Raw genomic sequence first — 15,877 nt, forward strand, 5'->3', positions numbered from 1 at the left:
GATATAACACTAACTTTAGTGATGAGTATTCAAGAGGTTAGTGCTTAGCTGCACGTACAGCAAATGTCTTCCATCAGCCATACGGAACGTTTATTGTGCTGCGGTAACATTAACGCTGTCAATATTCGGTCCTTCCGATCCGGTGGTAACCACTTTCAATGTATTGGTCCCCGTGTTCATGGGGACCTGTATTGTTTTTTCAACCCAAGTGGACCAGCTTCCCGTAGCCGGAAAGGGCTCGTTGCTAATGACTTTGGTTCCGTTCACAAAAATGTCGAGGTTCCGAGTGCCGCTTTCCAGCGCATAACGAAACTTTACGTTTTTGGTACCTGTTGTTGTGTTATTAATGCCGTTCCATTGAATGGCCGAACCAGTCATCGCATTGAAGTTAACATACCCGGAGCCAGTGTAACCGGGGTAGATTGTTTCAATGGCAGCTTCCGTAAGTGACGTTCCGGTCTCGGCTTCATACGTAGTGCCACTGCCTGTATTCCCGCCGCTATTTCCGCCAGTAACGTTGGCAACAAACGTTGTTACGCTCTGAGGCGGGAGCTGTGCCGTGAAGGCTCCATTGGATACGTTAAGCGAGGTTCCGCTTGCCAGGTTTCGACTGCTGTCCGTAATCCATGAGGACACAGTAGAGGCATTACCATTCTGCAGAACGAATTTTTGGCTTGTGGCTGAAGTTCCACGGTTAATTGCCACGACGACTACTTTGTTATCACCTTTATAGGCTGAGACAAATGTGTTTGTATCCGGATTTTTCGTTGCATCGACTCTTAGGAAGCCTGGACGCACGAATTTAGAGAAATGAGCCATATTATACCCGCGTTTGCTTATGGTACCGTCCTCTTTCATCGGACCATACTGTCTGCGGATGTACCACCACACGTAGGCTTGGAAATCACCTTCTACCATGGCATTGTGCATGTGATAGGAAACGTCTAATGCTTCAGGCCAGCGGTCTGCTGAGTTGTTGTCACTGTTTGGAACATACACCTCAGTCATCCACAGTTCTTTACCGGCTCCTTTTTGCTTAAAGAGAGGGTAGGCAAAATTCGAAATCTGGGTTCCATACGTATGTGCTCCCAGAATGTCCATGTTGGCAAGTGCCTGCGGATCATTCAGGATTGGGTCGGATATGTTCTTTAAGTACTGGAAGGATTCAGGCGCCATGACTTTGGTACCTTGAATTGACCCGGCATTTTCTTTCATGAATCGAAGGATCTCTTGTGGAGTCCACCAAGTCCAGTCATGAGCATAATCCGGTTCGTTTTGCACAGAAATGGCATATAGATCTACGCCGTTATTTTTCATGTAGGTTACAAAGTCGTTCAGATGTTGCGCATATGCGGTATATTTGTCGTATTTCAGACGTTTGGCATTTGTGTCCCCATTGCGGTTAAATGTTTCAACCATGCTGCTTGGAGGATTCCATGGGGATGCAAATACAATAGCACCCTTTTCGATAGCCCGTTTGGCTGTGGCAACTTCACGATACCAGTTATTGGAATCTGGATCAACGTAGATTCTGAGAATTGAGAAACCTAACTGATTCTGATCATTACCAAAAGCAGTTTCACGTTGAGCGGGAGTCAGATCACCAATCCAGGCAGGAAGGTTAATGCCCCCAAAGCCCTTGATTAGCTGTTTTTCCGAGGACAAATTAATGTTGGCATCGCTGGCTGCTGACACATTTGTCGGGGTTAACATCAAAGGCAGGGCTGTTAAACAGGCCAAAAGAACATTAATCGTCTTTTTTAGTTTGAATTTCACTACTTTCATCCTCCTCGATAATAGTAAGTTACATAGAGAAACCGCAACCAGGAATAACAAACAAGAATAGCGGATTGTCTGGCATTTATTTTATGTAAACCCTTTCAAAACCTCCTTCCATAAATCATAGGATAGAAATGAAGCATAGAACCTCTTTCATTTGTTGATTCTACTAAAAAATTCCTAAACTGAAAACCTGACAAATTACAGTATTTTTTCTAATTAATCTCTATTTTCTAACTATCCAATGACAGTTCTTGTCTGAATGCAAAAGGGAAAACTGGAATGATGGGGGATTCGCTTGAGATAGAGGTCTTCAATGGCGGGGATATGATCATTAAGGAAGGCTTTGGCTTACATATTCCTCCCTTCATTATCAAACAATGAGATCACAGAAGTTACGGGGAGGGAATCATGATGAAGGTACAGAGAAAGAATTATCGATTCATTGCAGGAATCATGGCATTATTGATTGTGTTTTACGCAGGCATATCGGCAGGAGGGCCTACAGCGGCAGCTTCAGAGTCCACATCGAATCACAAACGGTTAGCGATTATCATCGATGATGTTGGTAATGACATGAAGGGTACGGCAGAGATCCTGGCGATGCCAGTTAAACTAACGGTAGCGGTCATGCCTTTTTTGCCAACAACGAAGAAAGATGCGATAGCTGCACATGAAAAGGGGATGGATGTGATTGTGCATATGCCCATGGAACCCAAGAAAGGACGACCTGAATGGCTGGGCCCGGGTGCAATCACATCCAATCTAACAGATGAAGAAGTCCGCTCACGCGTGGAGAAAGCGATTGATGATGTGCCCCACGCCATTGGCATGAACAATCATATGGGTTCCAAAATTACTTCGGACAAACGCATCATGTCCATTGTGCTCGATGTATGCAAGGAGCGGGGCCTCTTCTTTGTAGACAGCCGTACGAACTTTCGCTCTGTGGTGGGGGAACTGGCCGTATCCAAAAATATGCCACCTGTAGGTAATGACATTTTCCTGGATGATCAAAATTCCAAGCAACACATTCGCAAGCAACTGGATCTGGCTGCTCAGCGTGCGATCGACAAGGATATCTGTGTTGTCATTGGTCATGTCGGTCATTCGGGGATGAACACATCCGCAGTAATTCGTGAATCTGTCTCCCGTCTGCAAAATCAGGTTCAATTTGTAGGAATCGGTGATCTGGTTCGAGATGTGTGGCAATGGCATTCTGCTCCTACACTACCGACAGATAATAAATAATGCCATTGGCAATGGACTGGGCGATTCGTTTTTGCTCAGTGGGGTCACTCATTCTGGTTCGATCTGCCGCATTGCTCAAAAATCCGGTTTCGACGATGACGGCAGGTTGCTTCACGTAATTCAATATATAAAAGGGCTTGCCCCATACGACCCCGTGCTCCGTTTCGTATAACTCGTTCATGGCGTCCTGAATGGATTGGGCCAGCAAATAACTCCTGCCTTCTTTCTGGTGCAATACCACCGGGCCGTGTGCATTCGATCGGGGACTCCAGTTCGCATGAATGCTGACCACGATATCTGTACTTACTTCTTCGCTAAGGCTTTTACGTTGGGCAAGATCTCTGGTATGACGGGAGCGGCTGTTCAGCCAGCGGTTCTCATCACTAAGTGCATAATCACCAAGCCGATTGATGATAACGGCATAACCTTTGCTGCGAAGCAGGAGATAGACCTTTTGGCTAATCGCCAGGTTGATATCTTTTTCCAGCACACCTTGGGCTGACGTACCACCGTCAATACCCCCATGGCCTACGTCGAGCAGGATAACGGGTGCTGCAAAGGCATGATGACTTGAGCGATAAGCATCTCCATCGGTCACTGGCAACATGGATGGACTGTTCTGGGACGGGGCTGCTTTTCCATAAGCGACATGGGGCAGCATGGGAAGACAATGGAAGCTAATGAGCAAGGCCACCGAAGCGGTCAGCAGCTTATACATGGGAATACACACTCCTTCATGAAATAGGTACCGGATGCAGATTACAGACTGTATGGATACCTTTGGCATTAGACTGTGCATTTTGAGGGTTTTCATACTCCTTTCAATAAAAAAATGTTTAACCATTGCACATCCTGCACACAATAGAACTATCGTAAGCTCCGTGAAAGTGCAGGAGCGAAGGAGGCAGAGGTTATGGCCAAAAGTGATGAGTTGGTAAAATACATTACGCAACGTGTAGTACATTATATCGATACGCCGAAGGATGAGCGGAAAGGTCGCACCAAAAGGAAAGAGCCGTGGGCGATGAAGTGGTTTGGTATGATCCCTTTTGCTGTATCCCTGTGGGTGGGGAAAAAGGAAAAAGAATTCGATACACAGTCTCATAAACGAAGTTCTTCGGGAAAAGGGTGACTATCCCTTACCTATTTCACTAATGGTAAACCAAAAGACGCAATCCCTTAATAAAATGGGAAGGCGTCTTATTTGTTGTTTTACAGGTTATCTGAATGTATCTTGAGAATTTGCTGATGATTAAGGATATACGATGTAAAAAAAGCCATCTTGCTGCAATGTGCTTAAAGGGACAAAGCGTTGAATGGATGATTTTCCACCTAGCGCTACATATAGAATAGACTCTGCTACCTGATCTGTATGCCACAGCTGATAACCGCTAACAGGTAGAGGACCGCCGTATACAACGTTACGATCACCCGCTGAGAAAACAATCTCTTGATTCTCCCCGTGTTGTATCACATCTTGTGCCCGGTCGGCAGCAACAGGTTTGGAGGTAATCCACAACAGATTGTCAGCCGGATTGAAGACGGGTCGCAGATGAAGTGGATCGACTGATAAAGATGGCGTTGTGGATAAATCAGTTATGCTGGCAGAGTTCTGTTTGGAATCAGCCTCCAGCAGGTTCAGGAACTCTGACGGCAGTACATCTCCGTTCGTAGCATCAATATAAAGTGCAGGATGATTAGGTTGCTCCACTTTCCAATAAGCCAGCAGGGGAAGAGCATAACCAAGATGAAGCTCTCCTCCTCCAGCAAGTAATGCCTCAAGGTTCACATGTTGTCGATCTAAGGTTTGTCCAAGAAGTTCATTGTTGTATGGTGACTGTTCTCCATGACCATATTCACTAAGCATCAACTGACCCTGCTCTGTGGCCGTAATAATCATATATCCGATCGGTTTGCCTTCAAACTCAGCTTGTACGAGCCAGCTATGTAAACCCGGCCCCAGAGGGTAGAAATCCAGGTCGGCGTTCTTCCAATGCACTTCGCCGTTAGCTGTACCAAGTGTAACAGCTTGTTGCTCTGCAAACCGTTGCACAGCAGCGGGAGCTAGCTTTTCATTCTGAATGGCATGATGTTTGGGACTATACTCTGTTGATGATGCGGGGGATAGCGAAGAGGTTTTTTGTTCCTCTGCATTGGCTATCGACCAAAAAGAGAATAGGGCAAGACAACTGAGCAAGCCCAAGGTTATACAGGTTGTTTTCCGAGCGTTGTTCCAACACGTATGAAAGAATCGTTTCAAATTTACACCTACTTTTTCATTTATCCGTTACCTGAGCGGGTCCTAGTTTCATTCTAGGGGACAGGCTATGCAAAGGTTGCCGCAACCTGTCGGGCGGCTGATCATGAATAAACACTACTTTTGCCAGCATTTGCAGGAAAAGTAGTGTCTTCGTCTATCTTAAGTGAAACATGCCGCTGCTAATGGCAGTCACTTTCACTTTGGGTTCATATTGCCAGATCATCTCGGTCCGGCGTGTCTCATACTGCAGTTTCATAGCTTCGCGATCGATTACCGCCTGTTTTGCTTTCTCTTCTTCGGCATCTGTCTCGGAGTCGATCGGTACTGCTGCCTCTGCCGCCAGTTCTACATCTGCTCCAATGGGTTTAGCGTTAGTTATATCCACAACTTTTATCAGTGGTACAGGTGGCGTGCGGTTAGAAGGGACATTCTCCGTGTCTGAGGTTATGTTACCTGGTAATTCTACCTCAGGCATATCTTCTCGGAGTACCGCCTCATAGTAGGTGTCCAACACGTCCAGCTCCAGATCAAGCCGCTCTTGGGCTTTCTCTGCCCAGCTATAATCGAGTTCCAGCAAGCGGTTCGTCAAATGAGATTCCAGAGCAGCTCCGGCATCAAATAACGAAACTTTAGCTGTCTGTACATGCATGTTCTCCGCAAGCCTCGGACTGAGGTCACGTCGGTTCAGCTTCGTGCCGAATTTTTCTATAATTTCACCCGAGCGAAGGGAGATGCCGAGAAAATGTAATTCCTCCCGTTTCAAATCACAGGCGAATTCCACCTTGAAACAGACACCAAGCCAAGGCTCATATACGGCTGGCGCTGTAGCCCGCAATTGCCGTTTGGCAGCCTGTTCGAACAGGTTCACGAAGGCACCGCCTTCACGGGCAGCCCCGAAAATCTGCTGCAGTCTGCGACTGCCATACACCACTTCTTCACGCAATATTCGTCCTGGCCCCAGCTGTGGCAGTGATGGCGTAATACCGAAGTAACGGCCTAGAATAGTTTCTTTTGGTGGCTCGCCTTGAGGACTGCCGTTGGTTACGCCATCAGGGTTAGGAACAGCAGGAGGTGATGCTTGCGCAGCTTTGGCTTCTGCTGCTTCAATGGCCTGCTGATAACTGTCAGGATCAAATATAAATGTAAAGGACATCGTCTCAGCGGGTGCTCCGGTTCGTTCCACGAACCCCCAATAATAGGGGCGATTGGTCAACGCTTTGTCCGCCTCAGGCGAGAGTTTGACTGTAACATGGGCAGGGGAACGCTCCATAATCTGACAATCCAGTGCTTCCAGATAGGTGAGAACATAAGCCTGCACTTCATGGGGAGACATGGTCATGAGTTAGCTACCTCCTTTGCGAAGATCTAACAACCCGGATACGGCAGGGCCTTCATCGTCAACCTCACGTTGAATGGAGCTCAGCGATTGTCCAAGTGAATCCATTTTACGGCGAATATCTTCATCAGTTTGTGATTCCAGCATGATTTTGTACAAACTTTTCTCAATAGACTCCTTCTTCTCCAGCCGTTCCAGAATGACATCCAGCCCGCCGATCACCATCTCAAACATATTGATCTTCTCATGCAGCAGATTCAGAATATGTTCCTCAATGGTTCCCGTCGTGGATAAATTGAAGATGTTCACGTCATTTTGCTGTCCCAGCCGGTGTACCCGACCGATCCGCTGCTCAACCCGCATAGGGTTCCAAGGCAGATCAAAGTTGATCATATGATGGCAAAATTGCAGATTAATGCCTTCACCACCCGCTTCGGTTGCAATCATGGCCTGCACACGCCCGCGGAAGAGATCCATCATCCAGTCTTTTTTGCCTCGATTCATGCCACCCCGATAGGGTACAGCCGTAAGCCCATTGTTGCGGAAATAGTTTAGCAGATACTCCTGTGTGGCCCGGTATTCGGTGAAGATAATTACTTTTTCATTCATGTTCCGAACCAGTTCCATCGTTTTCTCCGCTTTGGTATTCTCCTTGATCGCTTTAATATGGGCAACGAGTTCCCAAATCTTGTCCCGAAGGGGAGAGTCCAGCGGAAGTTTCTTCGACAGATTAACAAGCGTCACGAATACAGCATCTCGACTGCTGCACACTTCACGCTGCAATGTAACAAGGGAGAGCATGCTACTTAGGTTGCCGCCAGCTTCCTGGTACTGGTCTTTAACAAAGGAAGTCACGCCATCATAAAGCGCTTGTTCTTCAGGCGATAGTTGCAGATTCACGTTGGAGACATTCCGTTTGGTAAATTGAACGGGGCCTTCGCCGCGGCGGTTACGAATCATGACTTTGGATAACTCGTTCTTAAGCTGTTCCTGATTTTTCGGAACCCGTTTGTCTACAACAAAGTTGGCCGCAAAGTCACCCTGACGACCCAGTTGACCGGGCTTCAGCAGGTTGATCAGATTGAACAATTCACTCATATCGTTCTGAACAGGTGTAGCTGTAAGCAGCAGACAATACTTTTTGCGCAATTTCAGCATGAATTGATAGTTGGTTGTTTTCTTGTTTTTGAGCTTATGAGCCTCGTCAATAATAATCATGTCGTAATCAGTATTCAGCAGCATATCTTTATGCGGGTCACGTTTGGCTGTATCCATGGAAGCAACAACCACTTCATTCTGCCAGGAATAGGCCTTTTTCTGGGCAATAGCAGGGATGCCAAATTTTGAATTCAACTCCCGTACCCATTGCAACACAAGAGAGGCTGGCACGAGAATGAGTACCTTGGATACGAGACCCCGAACCATATATTCTTTCAGAATGAGACCGGCTTCAATGGTTTTGCCCAGACCCACCTCATCGGCGAGAATGGCCCGGCCTGACATTTCAAATAATACTCTGCGTGCAGTGTCCATCTGGTGAGGGAGTGGGGTAAGGCCTTGTAGATGCTTGAGACATTGGATCTCGTCAAAATTGGGAATAAGGTTGGTCTCTTCGGCTTGAATGCCGAGTTGAAAGAGTCGGTAATCCCCCCAAGGCCCCCCTTTATCCAGTCGTGATTCCAATTGATTAATCCAGGTCCGATCAAATTCCAACGGAACGGGCAGCTCGGCTACAGGTTGATTCATGTGGTGCGGGTTTTTCCGGTTCATGGTGTTTCCTCCCCTGCCATACGTGATGACGTTTTATTCGTAGGTAATAGTATGGACGAATGAGAGTCAGTTCATAACTATATAAGTTGAACTACATTTTATTTGCACGAACACTACGATGACAGAACAACCTTCCAATCGCTGTTATCCCCAGATTTCTTTGATTCCCTTTTCTGGAGGGGGAAATCCGGGGATAAAGGCGAACGCTTCGCTTTTTCAGGTTTTTTCTGTCCTCTCCGTTGACGTGCAAATGATTAGTTTAACTTATATTGAACCCAGAAATTTAGTAAAGGCACATGTTTTTTCTGTGCCAAAAAATTCACTGATGTCGTATTCATGCGTATGAGGGTGTGTGAAGAAGTTTGTCCGAACAGGGGAGTCTACAAAATAAGGTCTGTGATAAAAGTCATGTGGAAAATCAATATATGGTGTAATATACTGGTTTTATATCACTATATGTGGTGTTTCATCATAATTTACTTTTATAGTGAAAATGGAGATTTATTCCGGGGAGGTTGAACGTAGCGATGAAATCGAACCAACGATCGTACCAATTAGAAGGACTTAGCGAAAAAATATTTCTGGACCGATACGCCTGGAAGGACGCTGATTCGAATCATGCCAAGGTTGGAGATGTGGTATTGGTATTAACGAAGGATGATCCGAAGTTCCCAACCAAGGAAGTGGGCGAAATCATAGAACGTAAGGGTCAGCTTGTACAGGTAAGGACTCGAAGGGGAGAGATGATTGAGACAAGTGTGGAGAAATTGACACTCAACATAGAAAAAACACCGGAAGAGATGTGGGACCGTCTTGCCAAAGCGATGGCTTCTGTCGAATCCACAGCCGATCAGCGGGCAACGTGGGAGTCCAAGTTCCGCTCTGTGTTGGAAGATTGGAAGTTAGTACCCGGAGGCCGAATTGCTGCGGGTGCGGGGGCAAGCGATGAGTTGACACTCTTCAATTGTTATGTCATTCCGTCTCCGCAAGACAGTCGGGGTGGCATCATGAAGACTTTGACCGAGATGACGGAGATTATGGCACGTGGGGGAGGTGTTGGCATTAATTTGTCCTCTTTGCGTCCTCGCCGAGCGGTGGTGAAAGGTGTCAACGGATCATCCAGCGGTTCCGTATCGTGGGGCGGATTGTTCAGTTATACGACTGGACTGATTGAACAGGGCGGAAGCCGCCGGGGTGCGCTCATGCTGATGATGAATGACTGGCATCCAGATGTGCTTGATTTTATTACCGTGAAACAAACGATGGGGCAGGTGACCAATGCCAATCTGTCTGTATGTGTGAGCAACGCATTTATGGAGGCTGTCAAGCAGGACGGAGATTGGGACTTGGTTTTCCCCGATACGAACGATCCGGACTACGACATCGAGTGGAACGGGGATATGCAGCAATGGAAAGCCGCAGGTCATTCGGTGGTGCACTATCGTACACTGAAGGCGCGCGAAATCTGGCATACCATTATTGAATCAGCCTGGAAATCGGCAGAGCCCGGTGTGGTATTCATGGAGTACTACAACCAGATGTCCAACAGCTGGTACTTCAATCCGATTATCTGTACTAATCCTTGCGCAGAACAGGGTCTGCCTGCCTGGGGTGTATGTAATCTGTCTGCCATTAATCTGTCCAAATTCTACGATGAAACAAATCATGATGTGGCATGGGATGAACTGGCGGAAACCACTCGTATCTCGACTAGATTTTTGGACAATGTCATCGATGCAACACCATATCATTTTGAGGAAAATAGACTGAATCAGCAGCGTGAACGCCGGGTTGGGCTTGGCACCATGGGACTGGCAGAGCTGATGATTAAGCTGCGTATTCGATACGGCAGTCCTGAATCTCTTGTTTTTCTGGATAGACTGTATGGATTCATGGCGAAGGAGGCCTATCTGGCATCGGCAGAGATTGCAGCAGAGAAGGGAGCTTTCCCAGCTTTTGAAGCTGAACCGTATTTACAGAGTGGATTCATGAAAAACATGGTTGCGACGTACCCTGAAGTGGGAGAGGCCATCCGTAAACAGGGCATTCGAAATGTCACACTGATCACACAAGCGCCAACGGGAAGTACAGGTACGATGGTGGGCACATCAACAGGTATTGAGCCGTATTTCGCCTTCAAGTATTTCCGTCAAAGCCGTCTAGGTTATGATGAACAGTTCGTACCGATCGCACAAGATTGGCTGGATGAACATCCTGGTGAAGCTTTACCAGACTATTATGTGACGGCGATGGATTTGTCGGCTGAGAATCACATACGGGTGCAGGCAACGATTCAGCAATGGGTGGATAGTTCGATCTCGAAGACGGCCAACTGTCCGGCTGATTTTACAGTGGAGGATACGGCTGAGCTGTACGAACTGGCCTTCGACCTTGGTTGCAAGGGAGTAACGATATACCGCGACGGCAGCAGGGATGTGCAGGTGTTGTCCACGTCGAAGAAGGAAGAGACCCAAGGTGAAGATCAGAACACGGCGGAAGCTGAAGAGAAGACAGTCGTATCTGCTATAGAAAACCCGAATAATGCTGAAGTACAGGCAAGTGATGGAACTTCCAATAGCCAGGTTGGTGTTAGAACGCATTCTTCTGATCAAGCCCCGTCCTCTTCTACAGTACTGGATAAACAATACAGAAGCCGTCCTCAAGTACTGCGCGGTGCGACATACAAAATCAATACGCCATTTGGTATGGCTTACATTACGATCAATGATCTGGAGGGAACCCCGGGTGAGATCTTCCTGAACGTGGGCAAAGCGGGATCGGATGTGTTTGCCATGGCTGAGGCACTCGGTCGAGTATGCTCTCTGTTCCTTCGATACGGAGATCATGGGCAAAAGGTTGAACTGTTGATCAAACATCTCAAGGGAATCGGTGGTTCGGGAGCGATTGGCTTCGGAGCCAATAGGGTTGAATCGATTGCTGATGCAGTCGCCAAAGCATTGGAAAGTCATGTACAGAGCGATGTGCAGGAGAACGAACCTGGAGCATTACAAAAACAGAATCAAGTGGAGAGCACGTATCCAAAAGTAGAGGATCAGAAAACCTTTATCGAATCGAGAGATTTATGTCCTTCATGCGGCTCGGCATCCCTGATGAATGTGGAAGGTTGCAAAACATGCAGCAACTGTGGGTACAGTAAATGCAATTAAATATCTTTTGAAAAAAAGAGAAAAAGAAAGGCACTCCTGACTCCATTACGAAGTCAGGAATGCCTTTTTGTCATTTAGATAACTAACACCAATCTTGGCATCGATCTGCAAGTGATTGCAATTCATTAAATACAACACCAGCATGGTAGCCGTCGCACACGGCGTGATGTAACTGAACGGATAAGGGAAGATATACTTTATCGTTCTGTTGAACATATTTCCCCATCGTGAAAATAGGCAACAAGTAGGTTCCCTCATTGTAAATATTCAGATTAAATCCGGTAAAGTTCACCCAAGGAATACTGGAAACGGGAAAAGTATTTGGCGGTTCATTGGGTTTGGCAACAAATTGTTTGTGATCTTTGTAATTCTTCATATCTTCCAGATAACGAATGTGGAACGTCTCGAAATCTTCATGGAATGCTGTCCAGATCGTTGAGAAACTTTTGTTGTCCTCATGAAAAATTGTATAACTCGGAGACATTTCGTCCCAGTAGCCCAATCTGCCCTCGGCGTCAAAACAAGTTCGAAATTCCCTGTGTGCATTGACAACCGTAGAGATCATGTGAATAAGAGCGGGATAGAACTTCAATCCTTTAAGCTTCAGTTCGTTGATCAATAGAGTGATATCCAGATTAGCAGTTATGCTGTAGGTACATCTGACCTGATTCAAGTAGTGGTCAAAGTATGGCTTTCGATCCCACTGATCTAACACGATTAAATTAAACATAAGTTATAACCTCCTAAATTTGAATAATGGATTTATTTAGGAGGTATATTTGACTGATTTGACCATATCCTATCACATTCCCAGTATCGTATTTTTAGAAATTGACCATTTCAGTATACCATGATAGTGAATATGTCGTTTATAGCGAAATCGTCTGCAAAACGCTTTTTCAACCTGTTTCTTTCCTTTATAATTAAAGTTGTCTTTATAACGAAGAAGAGAGGGGATTAGATGCGTCAGCCGATAGAAGAACCTATATTTTATTCTTATCCTGGAATGGTAGCGGTGGTGACTTCACGTCATGAGGGAGTCCAGAATGTGATGGCGTCCGGATGGCATACATACATCGGATCATCACCAGGCGTATACGGCATCTCCCTTCGTAAGGAAACATACTCCTATGAACTCATTGAGAAGAGTGGCGTATTCGGTGTTCATTTCCTGCCAGGTCATCGATCGGAGTGGATTCAAGCTGCAGGAACGTTCAGTGGAAGAGATACGGATAAATTCACAAGATTCGGCATTCCGTATGAGGAAGGAATCAAGGTAAGTGTACCCATTTTGACAGATGCTTATTTTGCTTATGAATGCAAGGTTATGGAGATTACGACATATGGTGACCATGAATGGATTGCAGGCGAAGTGTTGCAGCGATATCAGGATCAGAAGTACTTTCTGGAGAATGGAATGGTTGATCTGGAGAAGTTGCAAATCCCAATGTACACAGGGCGTTCAACATACCGGATCATGGATGCGAGGACAGAAGAAAAGATTCACCCGTTCCACCTCTAGGGTCCTAGGCAAGAAGAAGCAATTATGAGCAAAACTTTCAATCCGGTCTGACATAGGTTTATAATGGATATTGGCTGCTGAGCAAGTCGGCAGCCTTTTGTTATGAATTCAATTGTTTCAATCGATGTGTGCGTGGGTATGCTGGTTTGCGCAAGCGGGACAGGTAATTTTAGCCACTCGATGAAAAGTACTATATTTAACGACAAAATTAGAGTATGATTTTACAGCTATATGAGCTGGCAGGAAAGGTTACATCGGTTTAATCGTTTGTAACTATCCCTGTAAAGTATGAGGCTTATTTCGGGCGTATAATGCTAAACGTGAACTTACGAATGAATATAAAGAATATTTTAATAATTAAACTTAATGGACAGGCAACTCGTCTTCTTTAAGATGATAGAATTCACACAGAATGTCGCATCATCAGATAGTGCTTCGAACAGAAGCTTTTCTTATGTTGTAAATGAAAGATGGAAGGTGCAATACGTATGTTAATGACAACCAGAACGATCAGGAGTTCCTTTATGCCCCCAACACCGATGTTGTTGACTCACAGTAACAAGGAGGGGCATGCATGTCACAATCGTTAAATCGTAAGAGACATATGAACGGACTTGACGGCTTGCGAGCCATCGCTGTACTTGCAGTAATCGCGTATCATCTGAATTTGGATTTTATTCCGGGCGGACTGCTCGGTGTAGGTATATTCTTTGTTCTCTCGGGATATTTAATTACAGATATTCTCGTGTCACAGTGGCAGGAACATGGACGCATTTCACTCGGTGATTTCTGGGTAAGACGGGTAAGGCGTTTGCTTCCAGGCATGCTGACCATGACAGCTGTGGTGATGATCTGGTTGGCCTGTACAGACCCATCCCGGCTTGCTGCGCTTCGTGGTGATATCGTTTCGGGTGTATTATACATAAGCAATTGGTGGTATATCTTTCACAACGTTTCCTATTTCGAAAGTTTTGGCCCTCCATCACCGTTTGGACATTTCTGGTCGCTGGCTGTGGAAGAGCAATTTTATCTCATATGGCCTCTTCTACTGATCGCAGCAATCGTAGTGTTCAAAAGAAAGGGATGGCTGGTCGTCTTCATTGTTGTCGCAGCTGAATTATCTGCTGGCGCAATGGCCATCATGTATAATCCGGATCTGGACCCGAGCCGTGTATATTATGGAACAGACACGCGGGCATTTGCACTGCTTGCTGGTGCTGCGCTTGCCGTGGTATGGCCTAGTCGCAAGCTATCGAACTCTCTGTCTGGCATGAACCGGCTTGTGCTCGATGTGTCGGGACTTGCTGCGCTCGCTTTGTTAATCTACATGATGCTGAACAGCAGTGAATACGATCCGTTTCTGTATCAAGGGGGCATGGTGCTTCAGGCTATCGCAACAACGTTGCTGGTAGCGGTGTTGGCTCACCCATCGTCTCTACTGGCACGTATCATTGGCGCCAAGCCATTACGTTGGATCGGAGAGCGATCCTACGGATTATATCTGTGGCATTATCCTGTCATTATTTTAACCAATCCCGCGGTGAATACGGGAGGAGCACATCCTGTACGCATCATTTTACAGGTTGCTGCAACGGTTGTACTGGCCTCATTGTCCCTTAAATATATTGAAAATCCGATTCGGTACAATGGATTCCGTGATTCTTGGTCCCGATTATGGGGAAGAGGGCGGTCATCAATCGGTATACGTAACGTATGGTGGAAGCGGGCAGGTCTGTTGATGACGATTCTGCTGTTGTCCTATACGGTATCTCAGATGATGGTCTCACATGCAGCGAACTCCGACTCCCATTCGGTATCGATGTCCAACACATTAAATGGAGAGAATTCCGTAGCGGAGGAACAGGGACAGGATGTGTTGCCAGCTATTACAGGAACGTCAGGCTCTGGCCAAAAGAACGATGCTCATACCCATAAACCGGAAGCAGGAACGAAAGATGATCCGGGGAAAAATGAGAAGCCAACAGGAGAGCCTGCTCCAGACTCAAAACCTGACGACCAAGACAATTCAGTGAATGCTGGCAAGGACGGTCAGTCTGAAGATAAGCCGGCTGATGACTCCGTGACGAACGAGAATGATACACCGGATGACGCCGGAGCGAATCAATCCGATAATACGGATCATACGGATGATGCACCTGATTCATCTCAGGACAATGAAGAAACGGCTCCTCCTGCCCAGGATGGCAAGGTTCATTATACCGTCATTGGAGATTCGGTGATTTTGGATGCAAAACCGTATCTGGAGCAAAGTATATCAGGAGTGTATGTGGACGGACATGTCGGTCGTCAGATGTGGCAGGCAGGCGATGTATTGGAAGGTCTGAAGCAAAACAACCAAATGGGCAGCAAAGTGGTGCTGGAGCTCGGGACGAATGGTTCCTTTAACTCCAAAAACTTGAATGCTGTGCTTGATTATCTGAAAGATGAGGATCAGGTATATCTGGTTACTGTGCGCGTACCTCGTCCGTGGGAACGAACGGTGAACAGGGCGTTGAATGAGGCAGCATCCAAATACAGCAATGTCTCGTTGATTGACTGGAACAGTGCAAGTGAGGGACATGACGAATATTTTGAAAAAGATGGCGTACATCTCACTACGCAAGGTTCCGAAGCTTTTGCAGAACTGGTGAAGAACAGTATCCAATAATACGCAATCCATATTTAATACGATTTAGCACTTATTCATTATATATAGCCTGGGGTGAAGCTACCGACGGCTACAACAAGAAAGAGCTCTCATTGTGAGGGCTCTTTCTTGTTGTTATAAACAA

The 15,877-nt window shown here is 46.3% G+C and carries 11 protein-coding genes; 5 read left to right on the forward strand and 6 right to left on the reverse strand.

The window, feature by feature from the left end; genetic code table 11:
• Positions 1-90: 90 nt before the first annotated feature.
• Positions 91-1,785, reverse strand: coding sequence for a glucuronoarabinoxylan endo-1,4-beta-xylanase XynC (gene xynC / locus PAEAM_RS24720; protein ID WP_373888049.1), 1,695 nt, complete (start codon positions 1,783-1,785; stop codon positions 91-93).
• Between the two features lie 450 nt (positions 1,786-2,235).
• Here xynC and PAEAM_RS24725 point away from each other — a divergent pair, with 450 nt between their 5' ends.
• Positions 2,236-3,030, forward strand: coding sequence for a divergent polysaccharide deacetylase family protein (locus PAEAM_RS24725; protein ID WP_422395275.1), 795 nt, complete (start codon positions 2,236-2,238; stop codon positions 3,028-3,030).
• Here the strand turns inward: PAEAM_RS24725 and PAEAM_RS24730 are convergent.
• On the reverse strand, positions 3,005-3,748 hold the full coding sequence (locus PAEAM_RS24730; RefSeq protein WP_100529321.1) for an N-acetylmuramoyl-L-alanine amidase family protein: 744 nt from the start codon (positions 3,746-3,748) through the stop codon (positions 3,005-3,007). The two genes, PAEAM_RS24725 and PAEAM_RS24730, sit on opposite strands and share 26 nt — an antisense overlap.
• Before the next feature lie 195 nt (positions 3,749-3,943).
• On the opposite strand from PAEAM_RS24730, the gene PAEAM_RS24735 reads away from it, so the two are divergent.
• The gene (locus PAEAM_RS24735) at positions 3,944-4,162 is read left to right on the forward strand and encodes a YqzE family protein (RefSeq protein WP_036609606.1); all 219 of its coding nucleotides are present in this window, start codon (positions 3,944-3,946) and stop codon (positions 4,160-4,162) included.
• Positions 4,163-4,282: 120 nt separating this feature from the next.
• Here the strand turns inward: PAEAM_RS24735 and PAEAM_RS24740 are convergent, their stop codons facing one another.
• The 3 genes from PAEAM_RS24740 to PAEAM_RS24750 form a co-directional block, all read right to left on the reverse strand.
• Positions 4,283-5,233: a hypothetical protein gene (locus PAEAM_RS24740; RefSeq protein ID WP_100529322.1), complete on the reverse strand. Its 951-nt coding sequence runs from the start codon at positions 5,231-5,233 to the stop codon at positions 4,283-4,285.
• 211 nt (positions 5,234-5,444) lie between these two features.
• A complete protein-coding gene (locus tag PAEAM_RS24745; RefSeq protein ID WP_243391461.1) occupies positions 5,445-6,629 on the reverse strand; it encodes a YqhG family protein in 1,185 nt (394 codons plus the stop codon).
• Positions 6,630-6,632: 3 nt separating this feature from the next.
• Entirely contained in the window at positions 6,633-8,396 is a 1,764-nt protein-coding gene (locus tag PAEAM_RS24750; RefSeq protein WP_100529323.1) for a DEAD/DEAH box helicase, read from the reverse strand.
• Positions 8,397-8,923: 527 nt separating this feature from the next.
• Here PAEAM_RS24750 and PAEAM_RS24755 point away from each other — a divergent pair.
• Positions 8,924-11,563 (forward strand): adenosylcobalamin-dependent ribonucleoside-diphosphate reductase, encoded by a 2,640-nt coding sequence (locus PAEAM_RS24755; RefSeq protein WP_100529324.1) that lies wholly within the window; start codon positions 8,924-8,926, stop codon positions 11,561-11,563.
• A gap of 82 nt (positions 11,564-11,645) precedes the next feature.
• Here PAEAM_RS24755 and catA read toward each other — a convergent pair whose 3' ends face one another.
• Positions 11,646-12,293 carry a type A chloramphenicol O-acetyltransferase gene (gene catA / locus PAEAM_RS24760; protein ID WP_100529325.1) on the reverse strand — a complete coding sequence of 216 codons (648 nt, stop codon included), beginning with the start codon at positions 12,291-12,293 and terminating at the stop codon, positions 11,646-11,648.
• A gap of 231 nt (positions 12,294-12,524) precedes the next feature.
• On the opposite strand from catA, the gene PAEAM_RS24765 reads away from it, so the two are divergent.
• On the forward strand, positions 12,525-13,085 hold the full coding sequence (locus PAEAM_RS24765; RefSeq protein ID WP_100529326.1) for a flavin reductase family protein: 561 nt from the start codon (positions 12,525-12,527) through the stop codon (positions 13,083-13,085).
• Positions 13,086-13,659: 574 nt separating this feature from the next.
• A complete protein-coding gene (locus tag PAEAM_RS24770) occupies positions 13,660-15,753 on the forward strand; it encodes an acyltransferase family protein (protein ID WP_100529327.1) in 2,094 nt (697 codons plus the stop codon).
• Positions 15,754-15,877: the final 124 nt, after the last annotated feature.

The sequence above is a fragment of the Paenibacillus sp. GM1FR genome (assembly GCF_002803315.1).
GTDB classification, from domain to species: Bacteria; Bacillota; Bacilli; order Paenibacillales; family Paenibacillaceae; genus Paenibacillus; species Paenibacillus amylolyticus.